General features: G+C 64.2%; 20 protein-coding genes, 1 tRNA gene and 1 other RNA gene. 10 read left to right on the top strand and 12 right to left on the bottom strand.

Annotation, left to right across the window (positions count from 1 at the left end):
* Position 1 precedes the first annotated feature (1 nt).
* Complete coding sequence (locus IEX41_RS03170; protein ID WP_188788688.1) at positions 2–358, top strand: hypothetical protein; 357 nt, start codon at positions 2–4, stop codon at positions 356–358.
* Positions 355–705, top strand: a complete 351-nt coding sequence (locus IEX41_RS03165) for a phage tail assembly chaperone (RefSeq protein ID WP_188788686.1) — start codon at positions 355–357, stop codon at positions 703–705. The genes IEX41_RS03170 and IEX41_RS03165 overlap by 4 nt, the downstream gene beginning before the upstream one ends.
* 179 nt (positions 706–884) lie before the next feature.
* Here the strand turns inward: IEX41_RS03165 and IEX41_RS21815 are convergent, their stop codons facing one another.
* The 3 genes from IEX41_RS21815 to IEX41_RS03150 all read right to left on the bottom strand — a co-directional run bounded on the left by IEX41_RS21815 (position 885) and on the right by IEX41_RS03150 (position 2396).
* The gene (locus IEX41_RS21815) at positions 885–1289 is read right to left on the bottom strand and encodes a type II toxin-antitoxin system PemK/MazF family toxin (protein WP_188789238.1); all 405 of its coding nucleotides are present in this window, start codon (positions 1287–1289) and stop codon (positions 885–887) included.
* A gap of 287 nt (positions 1290–1576) precedes the next feature.
* Positions 1577–1861: a hypothetical protein gene (locus tag IEX41_RS03155; RefSeq protein ID WP_188788683.1), complete on the bottom strand. Its 285-nt coding sequence runs from the start codon at positions 1859–1861 to the stop codon at positions 1577–1579.
* A gap of 220 nt (positions 1862–2081) precedes the next feature.
* Positions 2082–2396 carry a hypothetical protein gene (locus tag IEX41_RS03150; protein WP_188788681.1) on the bottom strand — a complete coding sequence of 105 codons (315 nt, stop codon included), beginning with the start codon at positions 2394–2396 and terminating at the stop codon, positions 2082–2084.
* Between the two features lie 206 nt (positions 2397–2602).
* Here IEX41_RS03150 and IEX41_RS03145 point away from each other — a divergent pair, with 206 nt between their 5' ends.
* On the top strand, positions 2603–2935 hold the full coding sequence (locus IEX41_RS03145; protein ID WP_188788679.1) for a hypothetical protein: 333 nt from the start codon (positions 2603–2605) through the stop codon (positions 2933–2935).
* 254 nt (positions 2936–3189) lie between these two features.
* On the opposite strand, the gene IEX41_RS03140 is transcribed toward IEX41_RS03145, so the two are convergent.
* Positions 3190–3266, bottom strand: a tRNA-His gene (locus IEX41_RS03140).
* Positions 3267–3470: 204 nt separating this feature from the next.
* Between IEX41_RS03140 and IEX41_RS03135 the strand changes: the two genes are divergently transcribed.
* Complete coding sequence (locus IEX41_RS03135) at positions 3471–3662, top strand: DUF6324 family protein (RefSeq protein ID WP_188788677.1); 192 nt, start codon at positions 3471–3473, stop codon at positions 3660–3662.
* Positions 3663–3704: 42 nt separating this feature from the next.
* Here the strand turns inward: IEX41_RS03135 and IEX41_RS03130 are convergent, their stop codons facing one another.
* On the bottom strand, positions 3705–4181 hold the full coding sequence (locus IEX41_RS03130) for an MmcB family DNA repair protein (protein ID WP_188788675.1): 477 nt from the start codon (positions 4179–4181) through the stop codon (positions 3705–3707).
* A 110-nt stretch (positions 4182–4291) separates the two neighbouring features.
* On the opposite strand from IEX41_RS03130, the gene IEX41_RS03125 reads away from it, so the two are divergent.
* The 3 genes from IEX41_RS03125 (at position 4292) to ssrS (ending at position 6654) form a co-directional block, all read left to right on the top strand.
* Positions 4292–5650 (top strand): hypothetical protein, encoded by a 1359-nt coding sequence (locus IEX41_RS03125; RefSeq protein WP_188788674.1) that lies wholly within the window; start codon positions 4292–4294, stop codon positions 5648–5650.
* Positions 5650–6414: a COG3904 family protein gene (locus IEX41_RS03120; protein ID WP_188788671.1), complete on the top strand. Its 765-nt coding sequence runs from the start codon at positions 5650–5652 to the stop codon at positions 6412–6414. Before IEX41_RS03125 ends, IEX41_RS03120 begins: the two co-directional genes overlap by 1 nt.
* An 83-nt stretch (positions 6415–6497) precedes the next feature.
* Positions 6498–6654, top strand: a non-coding RNA gene (gene ssrS / locus IEX41_RS22020) — 6S RNA.
* A gap of 52 nt (positions 6655–6706) precedes the next feature.
* Here the strand turns inward: ssrS and IEX41_RS03115 are convergent.
* Positions 6707–7039, bottom strand: coding sequence for a hypothetical protein (locus IEX41_RS03115; protein ID WP_188788670.1), 333 nt, complete (start codon positions 7037–7039; stop codon positions 6707–6709).
* 250 nt (positions 7040–7289) lie between these two features.
* Between IEX41_RS03115 and IEX41_RS03110 the strand changes: the two genes are divergently transcribed.
* From IEX41_RS03110 to IEX41_RS03100, 3 genes are read left to right on the top strand one after another with little or no spacing between them, the layout of a single operon-like run.
* Complete coding sequence (locus IEX41_RS03110) at positions 7290–8573, top strand: efflux RND transporter periplasmic adaptor subunit (protein WP_229672903.1); 1284 nt, start codon at positions 7290–7292, stop codon at positions 8571–8573.
* Positions 8574–8577: 4 nt separating this feature from the next.
* Positions 8578–11691: an efflux RND transporter permease subunit gene (locus IEX41_RS03105; protein ID WP_188788668.1), complete on the top strand. Its 3114-nt coding sequence runs from the start codon at positions 8578–8580 to the stop codon at positions 11689–11691.
* 2 nt (positions 11692–11693) lie between these two features.
* The gene (locus tag IEX41_RS03100) at positions 11694–13070 is read left to right on the top strand and encodes an efflux transporter outer membrane subunit (RefSeq protein WP_229672902.1); all 1377 of its coding nucleotides are present in this window, start codon (positions 11694–11696) and stop codon (positions 13068–13070) included.
* A gap of 222 nt (positions 13071–13292) precedes the next feature.
* On the opposite strand, the gene IEX41_RS03095 is transcribed toward IEX41_RS03100, so the two are convergent.
* From IEX41_RS03095 to betB, 6 genes are all read right to left on the bottom strand, one after another.
* A complete protein-coding gene (locus IEX41_RS03095) occupies positions 13293–14417 on the bottom strand; it encodes a class I SAM-dependent methyltransferase (RefSeq protein ID WP_188788664.1) in 1125 nt (374 codons plus the stop codon).
* Between the two features lie 166 nt (positions 14418–14583).
* Positions 14584–15075 (bottom strand): transcription antitermination factor NusB, encoded by a 492-nt coding sequence (gene nusB / locus IEX41_RS03090; protein WP_188788662.1) that lies wholly within the window; start codon positions 15073–15075, stop codon positions 14584–14586.
* On the bottom strand, positions 15072–15623 hold the full coding sequence (locus tag IEX41_RS03085; RefSeq protein ID WP_188788660.1) for a 6,7-dimethyl-8-ribityllumazine synthase: 552 nt from the start codon (positions 15621–15623) through the stop codon (positions 15072–15074). Before IEX41_RS03085 ends, nusB begins: the two co-directional genes overlap by 4 nt.
* A gap of 1 nt (position 15624) precedes the next feature.
* The gene (ribB, locus tag IEX41_RS03080) at positions 15625–16764 is read right to left on the bottom strand and encodes a 3,4-dihydroxy-2-butanone-4-phosphate synthase (RefSeq protein ID WP_188788658.1); all 1140 of its coding nucleotides are present in this window, start codon (positions 16762–16764) and stop codon (positions 15625–15627) included.
* 126 nt (positions 16765–16890) lie between these two features.
* Complete coding sequence (gene betA, locus IEX41_RS03075) at positions 16891–18549, bottom strand: choline dehydrogenase (protein WP_188788656.1); 1659 nt, start codon at positions 18547–18549, stop codon at positions 16891–16893.
* Positions 18549–20006: a betaine-aldehyde dehydrogenase gene (gene betB, locus IEX41_RS03070; protein WP_188788654.1), complete on the bottom strand. Its 1458-nt coding sequence runs from the start codon at positions 20004–20006 to the stop codon at positions 18549–18551. Before betB ends, betA begins: the two co-directional genes overlap by 1 nt.
* Between the last annotated feature and the right edge of the window lie 9 nt (positions 20007–20015).

Genomic DNA, 20015 nt, shown 5'->3' with positions numbered 1-20015 from the left:
CATGCCAGCATGGCCCACCAACGTACCATTTTTCACCGAGGCCTCCGGCTTCACCCGCAGTGGCCCGCAGGGGGCTGTGATCCGCACCCAGATGAGCAAAGGCCCGGCCAAGGTCCGGCGGCGCACATCTGCAGTGGTACAGAACGTGCGCGGCGTGACACCGCCCCTGACCCGCAACCAAGTGAGCGCCTTCGAGGCGTTCTTCGCGCAAGAGATCGGGATGGGCGCTCTGTCCTTCACTGCCGTGGTGCCGGACACCCAGAAGGAAGAGAGCCTGCGCTTCGTGGGCAGCTACGAGATCCGGGCTTTGTCGTCCAACCGCTTCGAAGTGTCGGGAACCTTGGAGATCCTGCCATGAGGCTCCAACGCCAGCTTGTTGGGGCGCTGGAAAGGCATCTCGACGGCGGGCGCTCTGTCCCGCCCGAGGGTGGCGGGACGCTCTGGCGGGCCTTCGGTGATCTGTCTCGCGCCCGATCCTGCGGGCCGGTGGGGCCGAACCCGATCAGCTTTCCCGAGATCGAAGCCTATTGCCGCCTGATGCGACTGCCACTTGAGCCGCACCACGTCGAAGCCATCAGGGCCATGGACGCGATGTGGATCGACCGGGCCTATGCCAAGAGCGCTGTGCCGGCAGGAACGAAGACCTTGCCGCAGCGGTCGGAACACGCGCTGACCCCGGCCATGTTCGATCTGTCGATGGGATGAAATAGCTTGGGAAGACCGAGGCCCCGCTTTGCTTGTAATCGCTGTAGCGGGGCCGCCATGTGTGGTCTTGAGGCTCAACGTGCGTGTGTCACACGCGAGCTAACTCTGTTGACATGGCTGTGCATACGCGAAAAGTCAATGATTGGTAGCGCGGCGGCCCCTCGCATCTTGCGATATTTTTAAAGGTTAAGCGCGGCCCGAACACATGCTTGAACTTTCTCAAAGTCATGCGTGGAGAGGAACTTCTCTAGATATGTTCGCCTTCCGGTTTGTCGGTCTCTGGACAGGCGGAACAGATCAACACGTTCAAAGGAAACCGTGGCGATCATATCCGCCTTAACCCAGCATTCCGGCATGGGAAAACCCGGAAGCCCCCCGACATGAACCTTGCAGTGATAGTTCATCTGGGGGGCAGGGGCGCTCGTGCTGAGAGGTACGATAGTGAGCAGGCCTTTTCGGAATCTTGGTCGCTGGCACAGAACGACAGCGGGCCGAATTTTGACCATCTCCGGAGGCTGGAAGCCTCCCTTGGTGTAATCGCAACGAACTACAGCGCCTTGGCCGGGATGAAATTTTATCGCCATGAAACGTTGCATAGATCAACTGCTGCAGTGGATGCCACCCTACAACTCAGCACTGTGAGGTTTATCAGGTTGCATTGATCTCGCTGGGGGCAGGTCTCCCGTCGAGATGCACTGACCTGATGTGACCTGACCTTGGCTGGAAATAGGGGGTGATTGTTCAGGTCCGGCCCGCCACGTCAGAGGTGTGAACGTGGCAGGAAATAAGGGGCTATGTTCAGTTGGACACACAGTCCAACTGAAGCGCCGCCAATGAGAAGGGCGGCGTTGTATGGGCATAAGATCGTTGTTCAAACGTTATTAAAATATGGATTTCCTGGCTCTATCCATGAGAGCGGTCCATATGTGGCGATCACGTTGTAAAGCTCTTTTGTCTCTTCAGTCGTCAAACCAGGGTAGTTTTCGTGAGGTGCCAAGCAGACATTTGGGGCCGCCTGAACGCTGTCTCGCTTCATGAGCGCGTTCCATGCTTTGTCTGGGGAGCAGAAGCGAGCCTCAGTTTGCTGATAGACTGCGTCGAGCGTAACCTTCTTTTCAGAGGAAAGCGTCACAGTGAAATGGTCTTGAATAGTCATAAAATATCTTCCTTTGAATGCTAGAAGCCTGCGGCTTTTGCCGCGGGCGGGAGTTGGCTTGTGAGAGCGGTTCAGGTCGTGCGACCGCCCTCACTAATATAAGCCTACTTTTTGGGGGGCGTTTTCACACCCAGCGCCCAACTTTTTCAAAATTACAGCCCTGAGGTGAATTTAGGCAACATTAGGGTGCGGCACATAAAACCCGTTCCCGGACTCTCAGCTACTTCAGGAAGAGTGACCCTCCCCCAAGGTACCCATCGTCGCCAGTGCAGGCAAACCAGATCGGGCGCACCCATCCATCGGCTGACTTTCTTTCCTCAAACGTCAGCTGGACCTGTCCAAAGCTGTGCTGGCCTTGCTTTGCTGTCGCCCATGTGCAAGATTTTGCGGTGAACAGCCTGATGGAGCCGTTGGCGTTTTCGAGACTGACATTATCGCCGGGCAGCGTAACTGCTGTGTCCTGAATGACCCAGAAGGGTTGCTCCTCGCCTTCGATTTGCAGTGCAATTTGTCTCCATGTGATACCACTACTCACATGGATTTCCCGCGTATGAAAATGTGGTCTGACGAAACTCCATCAGCCACGCCACGCAAAGGCGAAGTGCGGGGCTGCCATCATTGAGGTTTGGCTTGTCTGTGGCGCGGCCGTAATGTGGGACGCCGCCCCGATATCGCTATAAGCGTTTAGGGGATCTTGACCTTATCCGATAACCTGCCTGCAGTCGTGTAAGGGATTTGCCCATGTCTGAACGTATCCGAGCCACTGCAAAAATACGTTTCCTGACTGAAGGAATGCCGCCTAGCACGCTGTCGCTACTCGTGCTGGCTCTCGACCTGCTCGAGCTCAATCAGCACAGCGTGTACAAGAGCATTCAGGACCTCTCGAATATGCCAGCGGCTCCCGGCACCGGTGTGAAGGTGCCGGATGATGAGACGCTCCAGAAGATGCTCCGCTGTATTCCGGCTGAGGAACGGGAGCCTTGGCTGCATGCGATGGCTGATCTTGTGGTCGATGACGACGGTGCGCGCTTCGACCGGCTCATAGAACTGATGCAGGTGCGGGTGGCTAACTGAAGCTGGTCCGGCTTCGACCCGACCTACGACCGCCGCTTAGACATCATCTGGCCCACATCGCCGATAACTACTGATCCCCGGCCTATTCGCGACGAGATCAAAACGTCGATTCGGTAACCTCACGAGCACTTAGACCGAGCGAACCGAGTTGCCATACGGCTTAGGAAGCGGAGTGAAAACGTTACCCGAGCGTTACCCCGATCTCTGAACAGGTTCCAAAATATACAGAAGATTTGGCTAAGCCATTGTTTTAATGGTACCGCCTTCCCGGTTCGAACGGGAGACCTCTTGATCCACAATCAAGCGCTCTAACCTACTGAGCTAAGGCGGCACGTTGCGGGGGAGATAGCGCCCACCCGAACCGAATGCAAGCGGAAATCCGGTAGTTTTTCGATGCGATCCGGCATCACTGCAGGGCCGGGGCAGGCAGGGGCTTGGCCAACCTGATGCTTGCCGTATGTGGGGCGGGTTGCAATGAGTAGTCGCGCGCACTACTTGCCTTGCCGACCAGCGGTAGCGTGAAGAAGGCAGGACAATGGGAATCAATACCGAACGTGACGTCGAGGCGAACCTGCAGATCGGACCCACCGATCACGGGATGATCCGGCTGTTCGTCACCGCAGGCGATCTGGAGATCCCGATGGATTTCGACCCGGAGGAAGCCGAGGAAATCGCCGAGGAGCTTCGTGCCGCCATCGCCGTGGCACGCAAGAACGCCAAGCGCTGAGATCCGGGCCGTGCTCAAATTCCGTCGTATGGAATTTGCCCTCTAGCCGCGACCATCAAGACAAGATCCGGGATCGCGCAGCCCTTGCAGCCTGCGGGCCGCATGCTGCGCGAATTTCCGGATCAGCACATTGCGCCGCGCCCCGGCAAGCTTTGTCTCGGGCGCCATGCGCAGGATTTCAGCATCATAGCCGTCGGCGATGATAAGCCCGGTCCCTTCGGGCAGCAAATCCGTGGGAAACTGCTCATCCACCGCCCAGAAATAGCGGTCGCACCAATCGAGATAGCCCTGCCACTTGCCATCTGACATGAAATCGGCGCGGCTGCTCTTGCATTCGACCACCCAGATCTCGCCCTTGGGGCCGAGCGCCATCACGTCGACGCGCTTGCCCCGTTCAGGCACGAATTCCTCGATCACCGCGAAGCCATGGCCTGCGGCGAGGTGGCGGCATACTCCCCGCGCTATGAGTTGGCCGGGCATGAGGGGCGGCGGAACAATGGGATCGGACAGGCTGTTCATACGCCCATCATATGAACAATGCGTGAACATATGCAACCTTGAGGCCGGTAACCCTTCCTTGAGCGCGCCTAGCGCCTATTTCCTCCTGAATGCATGGTGGGAGAGCATTGATGAGTGAAGACACCGGACCGAACCACGCGAAGGCCCGCGGTGTGCGCCATGCGCGCGAGCTACAGGATCATCTGGGCTGGCTCGAAACCTTCTCGGGCACGGCCCTCGGGGTGCTGTCGGTGGCCTCGGGGATCTACACGTACCTCGGGGTGTCGGGGCTGCTCGAGGACAATGGCTCCATGTCCGTCTTTGCCGCCATCGCCTATTCCGTCGCGGTATCGGTGGGAATTTTCGTGTTCTGGTCCTACCTCATGCGGCTCTTTCCGGCGGTCCGCACGACGCGGGCCCGCATCGGGCTTCTGGGGGCCATGGGCGTGGGGTCGCTGGCCATCGTCGCGATGTCGTCCTGGCTGAACGCCGCCGCCCTCGCAGGCTCGGCGGCAGTCGAGCAGCACCTGGCCACCACCGTTCAGCAATACCAAGGCTCGCTCGAGCGCACGCACGAAATTGCCCTGTCTGCACAATCGCTTGAGCGGGATGTGGCGCGGGTGCGGCAGAGCTTTGAAGATCTATCGGAGCAGGAGGCGCAGGGCACACTGTCGGGGCTTGCGGGACGCGGTGCCGTGTTCCGGGTGCTGCGCCAGAAATCCGCCGAACTCGAAGGGCTCGAACAGCAGATTGCCCAGCAGACCCCTCTGGTGCAGGGCGCGTTCGAGCAGGGCAACGCCATCTTGTCGCGCATGCGCGCCCTCACGGTCGAGCCTGGCCCGGTCGAGCCGCGCTCGGTCGAGTTCTCGGAGGCCGCGGTGCAGCTGCAGGGGCTCATCGCCCAGATGCGCCAGCTGTCCGTGGCTCCGCTGGTGGAACGGGCGGCGCAGGATCTGTCGGCGTCTGTGGTGCTGCCGGAACTCGATGGCAGCACCGAAGAGATCCGCGGCAACCAGACCGCCACGATCAGCTCGGTTCTCGAGGTGCTTGCAAGCCGCGCCGCTACGCTGGAGCAGGCCGCAAGAGACGTCAGCAACATGATCCCGGCACAGGAGGTAACCTACACGCCAGTGTCCTCGGCGGACGCGGTTATCCTCTATGCCCGCAACTTCGTGCCGTCCTGGGCGGGGGCCATCGCCATCGACCTCCTGCCGGCGGTGCTGGTGTTCATTCTCGCCGTCACGCAGGCGGCGATCCGCGAGGGGCGCGATGGCACTTCGGTCGAGGATACCATGACGCTTGCCGAGCTGCGCGGCGCGGTCGCGGCGCTCAGGGACGTGGAAACCGACATGGCCCGGATGCCGCAGAAGCCCGTCGAGCCTGAGCCGGCCGAGCCCGGACCAGCCGAATTGTCCGGCCCACCGGCTCCGGGCCCGGTCAGGGACGCACATGAGCCGTCGGTGACGCCGATCAAGGGCACCTCGGGCTGATGCGCGGTCTCACCGTCCCGCGGGTGCTGACTGGCATTCTCGCCCTGCAGATCGGCATCGGCGGAATGCTGGTCTGGGGAGACATGCGCGGACGCCTGAGCCTGCCGGGGTTCGGCCCGACGGCTCCGCGTTTGTCGGAACCCGTGCGTCCCGGGGACCAGCGCCGGGTCTACAACCCCGATTATGAACGCCCGCCCCTGAACCCGCTGCGCGACCCCGGCGAAATGCCCGAACGGCTCGCCCTGACCGAGGCCGGTGAGCCGGGGCTCTGGCGGTTGGAGGGGGCCATCGCGTCTGGTGACGCAGAGCGTATCATTGACCAGCTGGCCGAGCAGGCCCCTGAGGTCGCCACGCTGATCCTGCAAAGCCCCGGCGGTTCTGTCAGCGACGCGCTCGCGCTTGGCCGCCACTTGCGCGAGCAGGGGATCGGCACGCGGATGCTCAGCGGCGAAGTGTGCTATTCCGCCTGTCCCTACCTCTTTGCCGGGGGGGAGAGCCGCGAGATTGAAGAGGGTGCCTCGATCGGGGTGCACCAGCATTACTTCGGGCAGAACACCTATCTTCCGGCCTTCGTCGCGGTGGAGGACATCCAGCGGGGGCAGGGCGAAGTGATGGTCTACCTCGACGAGATGGGAATCGATCCGCTGGTGATGCAGCACGCGCTGACCACGCCATCGGACGAGATCTACGTGCTGCTGCCCGAGGAGCTGGACCGCTACGGCTTTGCCACCGAAGGCGAGACGGACGCTGAGGCGGCAGGCTGACCTGCCGCTCTGCTGCATTTTGTCAGAAAGATGAAACCGGGGGATTGTCGCCGGGGCGGCGCGGGCCTACATGCGGATCAGGCGGGTTTCTGCGCTTCCCGTGACACGGTTGCATTCCGGTGGCCTTAAGCAATTCCGAGGGAGTTGGCTCTGTCCGGGCCCTGGTCCGGTTACCTGACGCCCACCTGTATATACAGGTCCTCGGGAATGAGATAACCACACGGTTGCCGCGGTTCCCGCCACTTTATTTCCCTGAACATACAAGTGCTTGAATGGCGAAGCTCGCCTTCTCTCAGCCCCTGCGGCGCGGCGACAGCACATCACGGCGGGCGTCAATCGCGGGCGCCGTCACGCGGATGGGCTGCAGGGCCCGCGTCCGTCTGCCGCCCGACGGCGGTGTGTCGTCTTCGGCCATGCGCATGATTGTGATGCCGAATTGCACCCCGGCAAACACCAGCCCGTTGAACAGCCACAGAAGGCCGCCCGCCATCAGTCCGACCGACGATCCGGTGATGAGATAGCGCAGGTTTGCCACGTCTGCCCAGAGCAGGGCGCTCACGAACACGGCCGACAGGCCAAAGCCTACGAGGCATTGCTGGATGTAGAGGCGGATCAGGCGCGGCATGTGCAGGCTCCTTGGCAACTTCTCACATGATCGGCGCTGAAGAGGATATGCGCAAGTCTTATCGTCCGGGCAGTGCGGGGCCGCGTGATCCCGAACTTGTGAAAATTACAAAACCGTTCGGTTTTTAAATCCCTCTTGCATTGTGAAACCGAACGGTTTTAAAAAACTCCAAAATTCGCCGACGGAGGCTGGCCCTTCAAGCGTGCCATACCGGAAAGCCATCTGTTCCGAAGTCGTCCTGAGAGGTTCCATGCCCCGATTTGCCATCGCCCGCCTGGCCAGAGCGGGCCTGATGACTGCTGCTACGGTTGCCATGCTGTCCTGGGGAGGAGAGGGCAAGACTCAGGGGATGCGGGGCGGAGGCCCCACCGAGGTTGGAGTGGTCACGCTGGAATCGGCCCAGGTGCCATTCAGCCAGACCGTCCCGGGGCGGGCCGTCGCCTTTCAGGAGGTGGATATCCGTCCCCGCGTCGGCGGCATGATCTCCGAGGTGGTCTATGAGTACGGGCGCCCGGTCAGCGCCGGGGACGTGCTGTTTCGCATCGAGGACGACACCTATCGCGCCCAGCTGAGCGCGGCACAGGCCGCCGTGGACCTCGCCGAGGCGTCGGTGGCCACCTCGCAAAGCACCATCACCCGCTACGAGCGCCTTCTGGGCACCGGCATCACCGAAGACGAGATGGCCAGCGCCCGGGTTTCGCTGAAACAGGCCGAGGCTGACCTCAGTTCAGCGCAAGCCAATCTCGAGGTGGCCCGGCTCGACCTCGACCGGACCGAGATCCGCAGCCCCATCGACGGCTTCCCCTCGGTGCCCACGGTGTCTGTCGGCACGCTGGTGACCGAGGCGCAGACCGACGCGCTGGCCACGGTCACGCGGCTTGATCCGATCTACGTGGACGTGGTCGAAAGCAGCCGCCGTATCGGCGAGATCCGCAACCGCTTCGACAGCGGATCGCTCACCCGGGGCGACCGGCTGGGCCTTAATCTGCAACTGGAAACCGGGGAGACCCATTCTGGCGAGGGCAGCGTCGTCAGCCCCAGCGCCAGTGTCTCCACCACCACCGGCTCCTCTGAGCTGCGCCTGCAGTTCGACAACCCCGAGCGCCGCATCATGCCCGGCCAGTACCTGAGGGTCGAGATGACGCTAGGGACCACTCAGGCTGTGCTGGTGCCGCAGGGTGCGACCTCGCGTTCCTCCGCCGGTGAGCTGACCGCCTTCGTCGCGGTGAATGGTGCGGCCCATGAACGGGTGCTGACCGAGGATGGTTCCTACCGCAATGACTGGGTGGTGACGGACGGCGTCGAGGACGGCGAGTTGCTTATCGTGGACGGCCTGAGCAACCTTCAGGACGGTGCCGAGGTAAGCACCGTGCCGGTGACCATCTCGGATGATGGGGTGGTCAGCGATGTGGCGCAGGACGGCGCAGACGCCGGTTCAGCCGATAACGCGACCGCCTCCGATGACGGCAATGGGGTAACCTCCGGTGATGGTGCCACCGAGACTGACACCACCACCGACGGCGACGAAGGCTGAAATCATGGGTAGCTTCTTCATCCGTCGCCCGGTCTTTGCCTGGGTGCTAGCCCTGATGGCCGTTCTCGCGGGCATCTGGTCCTATGTATCGTTGCCCGTGGCGCAATATCCCGACATCGCGCCCACGACGGTGCGCGTCTCGGCCAGCTACGGCGGGGCCACCGCTTCAGCCGTGGAAAACTCGGTGACGCGGGTCATCGAGGACAACATGACCGGCCTCGACGGCATGCTCTACATGACTGCGCAAAGCTCCGAAGGGCGCGGCTCGGTGTCGTTGGTGTTCGACGACAGTGTTGATCCGGTGGACGCCCAGAACGAGGTGCAGACGAAGGTCAGCCAGGTTGCAAGCCAGCTGCCCTCAGTGGTTCAGAGCCGGGGGGTAACGGTCACGCGGTCCACGTCGTCGATCCTTATGGTTGGCGCGCTGGTGTCCACCGACGGCGCGCAGAGCACGCTGCAGCTGGGTGATATCCTGTCGGAAACCGTTGAGGGGCCGATCCAGCGCACCGAGGGTGTCGGCAGCATCAACGTCTTCGGCTCGGGCTACGCCATGCGTGTCTGGCTCGACCCGATCGCGCTGGCCCGCTACCAGCTGACCGCCTCGGATGTGGTGACGGCGGTGCAGAACCAGAACACCACCGTCTCGGTCGGCTCGCTCGGGGATCAGCCCACGGTGCAGGGCCAGCAGTTCACTGCCACGGTGACGGCGCAAAGCCAGCTGACCTCTGTTCGCGAGTTTGAACAGATCCTGCTGCGCAGCGATGAAGGCGGCGGGGTGGTGCGCCTTGCAGACGTGGCGGATGTGGAGATCGGGCAGGAAAGCTACGGCTCGGATTCGCGCTTTGATGGGCTCAACGCCGCGGGCTTCGGGGTCAATCTGGCCACCGGCGCCAACGCCGTCGACACCGCCGCCGCCGTTCGCGACACCATGGCCGGGCTCGAGAACGCGCTGCCCGAAGGGGTGGAGTTCCGTGTCGCCTACGACACCTCTCCCTTCGTCGAGCTGTCCATCGAGCAGGTCTACCACACGCTGATCGAGGCGGTGATCCTGGTGACGCTGGTGCTCGTCATCTTTCTGCAAAGCTGGCGTGCGACCCTGATCCCGCTCATCGCTGTTCCGGTGGTGCTCGCGGGGACATTTGCCGTGCTCTACGTGACCGGGTATTCGATCAACACGCTGACCATGTTCGCCATGGTGCTCGCCATCGGCCTGCTGGTCGATGACGCCATCGTCGTGGTCGAGAACATCGAGCGCATCATGGACGAAGAAAAGCTGTCGCCCCTCGCAGCCACGAAGAAAAGCATGAACGAGATCACCTCGGCTCTGCTTGGCATCAACGTGGTGCTGGCGGCGGTGTTCCTGCCCATGGCTTTCTTCGGCGGCTCTACCGGGGTCATCTACCGGCAGTTCTCGATCACCATGGTCGCGGCGATGGCGCTGTCCTTCATCTTTGCGATAATCCTGTCGCCGCCCATGGGGGCGCGCCTGCTGAAGCCCTCGCACGGCGAGCCGAGCTTTGCCCCGGCGCGCTGGTTCAACCACGGCATGGATCGCTGCGTTGCGGGCTACACCTCGGGCGTGAGGGCCAGCCTGCGGGCCCCGGTTCTGGTGCTCGTGGTGCTTGGCGGCGTGCTCGGCGGCGCGTGGTTCGTCTACGAGCGGCTCGAAAACTCGTTCATTCCCACCGAGGATCAGGGCGTGCTGATGACCATGGTGCAGCTGACCGAAGGCTCCACCAGCCAGCAGACCCTCCAGACCGTGCAGGAGGTCGAAGATTACTTGCTGAACGAAGAGGGCGCGACGGTCGAATCCACGTTCGCCGCGCTTGGCTTCGGCTTTGGCGGGTCAGGGCAGAACAACGCCATGGTGTTCGTCAAACTGCGCGATTTCGAGGCGCGTGAGGGCAACGAGGATCTGAGCGCCGCCAGTCTCGCGCAGCGGGCCAACATGCGATTCATGTCGCACCGGGCCGGGCGGGTGATGTTCATGCAGCCTCCGTCTATCCCCGGCATGGGCAACACCGGCGGCTTTTCCATGTATCTCATCGACCAGGCGGGCAACGGGCCCGAAGCGCTGCGCGCCGCCGCGGACGAGCTGGTGGCAAGCGCTTCGGGCAACGAGATGCTGACCAACGTGGATGCGCGCGGGACGGACGAGGAAAGCGCCCTGCGCATCGACATCGATCAGGCCAAGGCGGAGAGCTTCGGCGTCAGCCTGCCGAGCGTCAACGGCCTGCTGTCGACGATCTTCGGCGGCACGGACGTGAACGACTTCATCCTCGGCAATTCGCTGCGCCCGGTCATCGTGCAGGCGGCTGCGGAATACAGAATGCAGCCCGAACATATCCTCGACTGGTACGCGGTGAACACCGATGGCGAGATGGTGCCCTTCGACGCCTTCATGACCACTCAATGGGAACCTGTGTCGCCGACGCTGCAACGCTACGGCGGGACCGCGGCGCTCGAGGTATCGGGCTCGCCGGCGAACGGCATCAGCTCCGGCGCGGCCATGGAGGAGATGGAGCGCCTCGTGGCAGCCATGGATGGCGGTTACGGCACCGCCTGGACCGGCATCAGCTTCCAGGAACGGCAGTCGGGCAGTCAGGCGCCGATGCTCTACGCAATCTCGGCGCTGGTGATCTTTCTCGCGCTGGCCGCGCTATATGAAAGCTGGGCGATCCCGTTCTCGGTGATGCTTGCCGTGCCCGTGGGGGTGCTGGGCGCGATGCTTGCGGCGTGGCTTTTCAGTCAGTCCAACGATGTTTATTTCAAGGTCGGCATGCTCACGACGATTGGCCTTGCGGCACGCAATGCGATCCTTATCGTGGAGTTTGCCGAAAGCCTTCGTGCGAAGGGTATGGGCATCGCGGAGGCGGCCACCGAGGCTGCGCGGCTCCGCCTGCGGCCGATTCTGATGACCGCGTTGTCCTTCATCCTCGGCGTGCTGCCCCTTGCCACGGCCAGCGGGGCGGGCGCTAGCGCGCAAAATGCAATCGGCACAGGAGTCATCGGCGGGATGATCGCGTCGACCTTCATCGGCATCTTCATGGTGCCGGCCTTCTACGTGCTCATCATGCGGCTCGTCCGCCGAACAGATATAAAACCATCGAGGCAATGACAGTGAAACCGCTTCTTCTTCTTTCGACGGCACTGGTGCTTGCAGCCTGCACCGTGGGGCCAAATTATTCGGCACCGTCCGCGACGCTTGCCACCAGTTTCGCCGACGGCGGTCCCGCCCCGATCGGCGAGGCGTCGCAGCAATACTGGTGGCGCGCCTACAACGACGCGATCCTGAACGACCTGGTGCAGCAAGGGCTTGATCAGAACCTCGACATCAAGACCGCGATCGCCCGGGTGAAACAGGCCCAGGCGGCCGCCCGCGCCACCGGGCTTCCGGCACAGATCTCGGGCGGGGTCGGCGGCTCGCGCACGTATTCCGGTGCCGAGGGCGTCGAAGGCACCTTCTCGGACAGCGCCAGCTTCAGCCCGAACTATGTGTTCGATCTCTTCGGTGGGGAGCGCCGGTCGCGCGAAAGCGCGCTGGCCTCGCTGGAATCCGCGGAACTGAGCGTGGGCGAGGCACGGCTGGGCTTCCTGTCGTCGCTGGTGTCCACCTACATCGATCTGCGCTATTTCCAGAACGCCCTTGCGATCACCCGCCAGACCCTTGGCACCCGCCGCGAGACCCTGAGCCTCGTCCAGAGCCAGCGCGAAGCCGGGGCGGCCACAGCGCTTGATGAAGCGCAGGCGCAAGCCGCGCTGGACGAGGCGCTGGCGTCGCTGCCGTCGCTCGAAAGCGGCTTTGCGGCGTCGTCCTATGCCATCGCGACCCTGCTTGCGGTGCCGGCGCAGCAGATCGAGACGCGGCTTCAACGCGGAGCGGCACAGCCCGCTGCCCGTGGCGGCAGCGCGTCTGCCGGCATCCCGGCGGACCTGTTGCGCAACCGTCCCGACGTGCGTGCGGCCGAACGTGACTTTGCCGCTGCCGTGGCGGACGTGGGGGTTGCCGAGGCCGAGCTCTATCCGTCGCTGAGCCTTGGCGGCACGGTGACAGCGGCCAATGCCACCCGCAGCTGGACCTTCGGACCGCAGGTGTCGATCCCGGTGCTGTCGCAGCCGCTGCTGCGCGCCAACCGAGATGCCAAGGTGGCCGCTGCCGAGGCGGCCGAGCTCGAATGGCGCTCGAGCGTGCTGTCGGCAGTTGAGGAGGTGCAGGCGGCTCAGACCGAGTACATCCGCACCCAGCGCGCCGTTGCCGCCTACCGTCGCAGCGTGTCGAGCTACGAGCGCGTCGTGTCCCTGTCGCGCGAGACCTACAACGGCGGCACCACCACGCTGCTCGACCTGCTGGACGTTCAGCGTTCGCTTGCCGGGTCGCGCCTGACGCTGGCGTCCAACCTGCGCGACCTTGCCGCAAGCTGGGCGACGCTGCAGGTCGCTGCCGGCAAGGGGTGGGCACTGCCAGCCGCCACCGTCACCGTGGCCGAGGTCAACTGACCTCGGGACCACCGATCCAGAACGGGTCAGGGAAGGCCGGAGCGGATGACCGCTCCGGCTTTTTTGTTTGGGCCTGCTTCGTTGTGCCTTTCGGTTTTGGGGCACGTCCCTTTTGAGCCCGCCCGGTTGGAGCCTGCTCTTTATGCGCTTGCACACGTTGGGGCAGTCGTCGCCGATGCCATCCCCTACAGACCGTTTCTGGCGCGTCGTGCCGTTGCGGCGTCAGGCCACCCGGACGCTGTTGTCTGTGGGCCGGTTCTCGCGCCGCCAGCGCGGGGCAGGGGTGTCGCTGCCGTCCACCGACAGGCTCAGTTCGGCACCGTCATGACGCGCGCTCAGCCGCAGGCTGCTGCCGGGTTCTGACGGGACTGGCCGATCGAGCAGGAACGCCGTGCGCCCCCAGTGGCCCCCGTTGCCCGCCCCGTTCGAGACGATGATACCGGGCGCCAGCTGCATCTCGAAGAACACCAGCACCGCGTGGATCATGCCATGGGCCGAGCAGGGCAGATCCAGCATGGTGCTGGCGGCGCCGAGCTTGGGGCGCACGAAATCGAAGGAAAACAGCTCGGTCGCCTCGCCCACGGGGGACAGGCCGCAGGCCTCGATGTCGTTGGGGGTAAGCTGCGCCACCTTGGCGAAATGGTGGAACGCCCCGAGATCAAAGCCCTCGGCCTCGCGCGGGCGCCAAAGCTCGAGGATGCGGTCGCTTTCCACCGCCTGCGCCATCAGCCGCCCGCTTTCGGGGATCGCCCGTGCCTCGGGTTTGGCAAGCTTGACCATGGCATGCAGCAGTGTCGCCAGCGCGCCTTCGCCCAGCATCATGGTATCGACAATCTCCGACACCACCACGTCGGCGGGTTCGGGCAGGTCGACACCTACCTCCAGCTGGTGCGAGGGCTTGGAGATCACCGTAATGCGGTCCGACAGCCCGTTGGCGGCAATCACGCGCTTGGCGGTTTCGGCAATCAGGGGCTGCTGTTCGCAGGTGTAGACGTGTTTCGCGCCCGCGCGCGCCGACAGCATCGCCGTGAGCCCCGCACCGCAGCCGATATCGAGCACGACGTCCCCGGGTTTTACCTTGGCGGCGATGGCCTCGGCGTAAGCGCGGTTGCGGTCGGTGTCTGCCATCATCGGGAAATGCCAGCGGGGCACGAACATCTGGTGCAGCCGTTCGAGCAGGATGCGCGCGCGGTGATGCTGGGGATCGAGGTCAAGCGCCTCGGTCAGCAGCTCGGCCGTGCGCAGCCCGCCGTCGGTCAGCGGCTGGGCGATCGCCTTTTCGACGAGGCGATCCGCCTGTGTGATCGTAACGGGCGCTGCCTCCGCCTGTGCATGAAGTTCTGCCATGAAGATATGTCCTCTTTCTAAGGAAAGCCGTGAGAGGACTGGTAGCGGGCGTTGCTCTAAGATGAGGTAAACGCCCGAGGCGCCGGGAAGCGAAAAAGCATAGAAAGGGGCGGCAACGAAAAAGGCGACCCGAAGGCCGCCTTGCAGATCATCGCGTCCGAAGCGCTCAGAAGGAGTCGGGCCGCGCCTCGCGGGCCATGTGGTCCAGCACAGCGCTGACGAACTTGGCCTCGCGCCCCTCGGGGAAGAAGGCACCGGCCACGTCGGTGTATTCCTTGATGATGACCCGGAACGGTGTTTCGCTGTCCACCAGCTCTGCCCCGGCGGCGCGGAACAGGGCGCGCAGGGTGGGGTCGATGCGGGCGATGGGCCACTTGGCCACCAGCGCCCGGTCGGTCATCTGGTCGATCTTGGCCTGCCAGTTCACTGCCGACGAGGTCACCGAAGAGAACAGCGCGATGTCACCGTCCAGCATTTCCACACCATCGTCGATCTCGGCGCCGAAACGGTGGTCGATGAACTCGTTCTGCACCCGCTCCACCGCCGCGTTGGCCGCTTCCATCTGGTACAGCGCCTGCACGGCGTAGAGCCGCGAGGCGGATTTCATCTTGCGCTTCTGGTTGCCGGAAAGCTCGGAAGGGGTGGCGGGGGTGGTCATGCGATGTCGTTTCCTGTCGAGTCACCCGCGACCTTGTACTCGTCACGGGAGGGGACGAATCCCACTCCCTTGCGGGAAGAGCCCCACCTACGGGCGAGCGCGAGCAGATGCAAGGCCGCAGCGGCAGCACCGCCCCCCTTGTTCTGGCCATCCGCTTCGGCGCGGACGGCTGCCTGATCGTAGGTTTCGACTGTAAGGATACCGTTACCGATGCACAGGCCCTGCAGCCCCAGCAGGGTCAGCCCGCGCGAGCTGTCGTTGCAGACGGTGTCGTAATGGGTGGTTTCGCCCCGGATCACGCAGCCAAGCGCCACGTAGGCGTCGAAGCTGGACATGCGCTCGGCGATGCCGATGGCGGTGGGCACCTCGAGCGCACCGGGCACCTCGATGACCTCGTGGAAGCCGCCCACGGCCTCGATCTCGGCCACGGCGCCCTTCACCAGCTGCTCGGCGATCTGCTTGTAGTAGGGCGCGACCACGATCAGCACCTTCACGGGCGCGTCGAACTCGGGGCGGGGCAGGGTGTAGTGTTCTTCGTTCGATGCCATGTCAGGCCGCTCCGATCTTGCGGGTGCCGGTGATCTCGAGCCCGTAGGCATCAAGCCCGACCACCTTGGGGGTGGGCGAATTGGTCAGCAGCTCGAGCCGCGAGAGGCCGAGCGACGACAGGATCTGCGCGCCAAGCCCGTACTGGCGCAGGGTGCGGGGCGCATCGCCCTCGTCCGGGGTAAGCTTCATCGCGGTGTCGCGCAGCAGGACCACGACGCCGCGTCCTTCGTCTGCCACGGCCTTCATCGCGGCGCGGAATTCGTCCGAGCGTCCCGCGTGGCCGGTGCCCACGATGTCGAGCATCGGGTCGAGCACGTGCATCCGCACCAGCACCGGCGCGTCCCCGGACAGATCGCCCTTGGACAGCACGATATGTTCGTCCCCGTGGGTGGTGTCGGAGTAGATCTTCATGTCCCATTCGCCGCCGAACTCGGACGTGACACGCTCCTCGCGTTCGACTTTCACGAGGTTGTCGTGGCGGCGGCGGTAGCTGATGAGATCCGAGATCGTGCCGATCTTCAGCCCGTGCTTCTGGGCAAAGCCCACCAGCTCCGGCAGGCGGGCCATGGAGCCGTCGTCGTTCATGATCTCGCAGATCACGCCCGCCGAATTCAGCCCCGCAAGGCGCGAGATGTCCACGGCGGCCTCGGTGTGTCCGGCGCGCACCAGCACGCCGCCGTTGCGGGCGCGCAGGGGGAAGACGTGGCCGGGCGTGGCGATGTCGGCAGCCCCCTTGGAGGCATCCACCGCCACGGCGATGGTGCGCGCACGGTCGGCGGCGGAAATGCCGGTGGTGACCCCCTCGCGCGCCTCGATGGAGGTGGTGAAGGCGGTTTCGTGGCGCGAGCTGTTGTTGGTCGACATGAGCTCGAGCCCCAGCGCATCGCAGCGCTCGGCGGACATGGACAGGCAGATCAGCCCGCGCCCGTAGGTGGCCATGAAGTTGATGACGTCGGGGGTGGCCCATTGCGCCGGGATCACCAGATCGCCCTCGTTCTCGCGGTCCTCGTGATCGACGAGGATGAACATGCGCCCGTTGCGCGCGTCCTCGAGGATTTCCTCGACAGGCGAGATCGCCGCCTTCCAGTCGGCCTCGACCGGGCCGGGGTTCTCGTAATCCGCCTTCTCGTAATCCGCCATGACGACACCTTCTGCTTGCTACATGCCAGATAAGAGATGCAGCGCTTTTTGGCTAGGGCGCAATTGCCGCAAGGGCGCCGAGGCCGAGGCCGTATGCCCTGGCCTGCGCAGGCCGGGGCAGGGGTCTCAGCGTTGCGAGAATTGCCATTCGGGACTGATCCATGGCTCGCGGTTGTCGGGTGCCAGCGGCGTGCGGCCAAGGATATGGTCGGCGGTCTTCTCGCCCACCATGATCGACGGCGCATTGAGGTTACCGTTGGTGATGCGTGGGAAGATCGAACTGTCCGCCAGCCGCAGCCCATTGACGCCGATGACCCGCGCCTCGGGGTCGACCACCGCCATGGGATCATCGCGCCGGCCCATGCGGGCGGTGCCGCAGGGGTGGTAGGCGCTCTCCACGTGTTCGCGGATGAAGCCGTTCAGCTCGTCGTCGGTCTGGCACTCGGCGCCGGGCTGGATTTCCTTGCGATAGTACGGCTTGAACGCATGCTGGCCGAAAATCTCGCGGGTGAGGCGGATGCAGGTCCGGAAATCGGCCCAGTCCTTTTCGTGGCTCATGTAGTTGAAGAAGATCCGCGGCGCGTCTTTCGGGTCGGCAGAGCGCAGCGTCACTTCCCCCCGCGAGGGCGAGCGCATGGGCCCCACGTGAGCCTGGAAGCCGTGGCCCTCGGCGGCGACCTGACCGTCGTAGCGCACGGCGATGGGCAGGAAATGATACTGGATGTCCGGGTAATCCACCCCAGCCGCGGACCGGATGAACGCCGAGCTTTCGAATTGGTTCGAGGCGCCCGGGCCGGTCTTGGTGAACAGCCAGCGGGCGCCCACGTAGGCCTTGCCCAGAAGGTTCCAGTACTTGAACAGGCTCACCGGCTGGCTTGCCGCCGCCTGGATGTAAAGCTCCAGATGGTCCTGTAGATTCTGGCCGACGCCGCTACGGTCGGCGACCACGTCGATGCCGTGCTCGGCCAAATGCTTGGCTGGACCTATTCCTGACAGCATCAGAAGCTTTGGCGAATTGAGCGAGGACGCGGCAAGGATCACCTCGGCCTCGGCGCGGATCACCTCGATCTTGCCGCCGCGTTCGATCTCGACCCCCACGGCGCGGCCGTTCTCGATCACCACCTTGCGGGCAAGGGCGCGAATCAAATCGCAGTTCTCGCGCTGGAGGGCAGGGCGCAGGTAGGCCTTTGCGGCTGAGAAGCGCTCGCCCTTCCAGACGGTCATGTCGAAGGGGCCGAAGCCCTCCTGCTGCTCGCCGTTGTAATCGCCGGTGACCGGGTAACCCGCCTGCCGGCCCGCCTCGACGAAAGCCTGGGTCAGCGGGTTGTCACGCTTGCCACGGGTGACGTGCAGGGGCCCGTCGGTGCCGCGCCACGCCGGATCGCCGCCATGGCCGCCATCGTGCCAGTTCTCCATGCGCCGGTAATAGGGCGCGACGTCCGCATAGCCCCAGCCATCGGCCCCCTGATCGCGCCAGTGGTCGAAATCACGTGCATGACCGCGCACGTAGATCATCCCGTTGATCGAGGACGACCCGCCGATAACCTTGCCGCGCGGCACGGCGAGGGTGCGCCCGCCAAGATGCGGCTCGGGCTCGGTGCTGTAGCCCCAGTCGTAGCGCTTCATGTTCATCGGGTAGCTGAGCGCGCCGGGCATCTGGATCAGCGGCCCCGCGTCGGAACCGCCATGTTCGATGACCAGCACCCGCTTGCCGGCCTCGGCAAGCCGGTACGCCATGGCGCATCCGGCAGAGCCTGCTCCGACGATGATGTACTCGGCCTGCATCAGAACGCCGCCTCGCAGTCGCCCATGCGGACATAGACGGATTTCAACTGGCTCCAGTGGTCAATCGCTGCCTTGGAGTTTTCGCGGCCCACGCCGGACGCCTTGACGCCGCCGAAGGGCGCCTCGACCGGCGCGTCGTTGTAGGAGTTGATGAAGCACGATCCGGCGTGGAACTGCGCCACCACCCGGTGCGCGCGGGAGATGTCACGGGTGAAGACCCCGGCGGCGAGTCCGTATTCCGTGGCATTGGCGCGGGCGATGGCCTCTTCCTCGGTGTCGAAGTCGAGCACCGACAGGACCGGGCCGAAGATCTCTTCACGGGCGATGGTCATGTCGTCGGTGACATCGGCAAAGACCGTCGGCTCCAGCCAGAAGCCATCCCGCTCGATGCGGTTTCCGCCGGCGACAAGGCGCGCGCCCTCGTCCTTGCCCTTGGCAATATAGCCTTGCACGATCTCCATCTGGCGCTGACTGACCATGGGGCCGAAGTTCGTTGCTTCGTCCAAAGGATCGCCCATCACCGCGCCCTTGAGCCGTTCCGCCAGACGGGCAAGGAACGCCTCCTTGATGCCCTTCTGCACGAAGACGCGGGTGCCGTTCGAACAGACCTGCCCCGAGGAATAGAAGTTGGCGTTGATTGCACCGCTGACCGCGCTGTCGAGATCCGCATCGTCGAAGATCACCAGCGGCGACTTGCCCCCAAGCTCCATGGTGACGTGCTTCATCTGGCTGGCCGCCGAGGCATATACCTTGCGCCCGGTGGGCACCGAGCCGGTGAGCGACACCTTGGCCACACGCGGGTCCGACACCAGCGCGCCGCCAACTTCGCCCATGCCCTGCACAACATTGAACAGGCCCGCGGGCGCGCCTGCCTCGGTCAGGATCTCGGCGACCTTGAGCGCCGACAGGGGCGTGGTTTCGGACGGCTTGAACACCATGGCGTTGCCGCAGGCCAGAGCGGGCGCGGCCTTCCAGCAGGCAATCTGGGTGGGGTAGTTCCACGCGCCGATGCCGACGCAGACGCCCAGCGGCTCGCGCACGGTATAGACCCAGTCCTCGCCCAGCGGGATATGCTCGCCCGTGAGGCCGTTCGCGATGCCGCCGAAATACTCGAGCGCGTCCGAACCGGAGGTGGCATCGGCCACAAGCGTTTCCTGCAGCGGCTTGCCAGTGTCATAGGTTTCCAGAACTGACAGCGCGTGGTTGCGCTCGCGCATGATCTGGGCGGCGCGGGTCAGCACCCGGCCCCGTTCGCGCGGCGACGTGGCGGCCCATTGTGCCTGTGCCCGCTCGGCGGCAGCGATGGCCGCTTCAATCACCTTCGGGGTGGCGGCGTGCACGGTGGCGATACGCTCGCCGGTGGCGGGGTAGATGACGGCGATCTCGTCACCGGCGGTATCCTCAAGATACTCGCCGTTCACGTAGTGGCTTGCGGTCGGCTGCGTTGCGTACTGCATCTGTCCTGT

This window comes from Salipiger pallidus, from assembly GCF_014643635.1.
GTDB lineage: Bacteria > Pseudomonadota > Alphaproteobacteria > Rhodobacterales > Rhodobacteraceae > Salipiger > Salipiger pallidus.
This window is presented reverse-complemented; position numbering and strand designations above follow the sequence as displayed.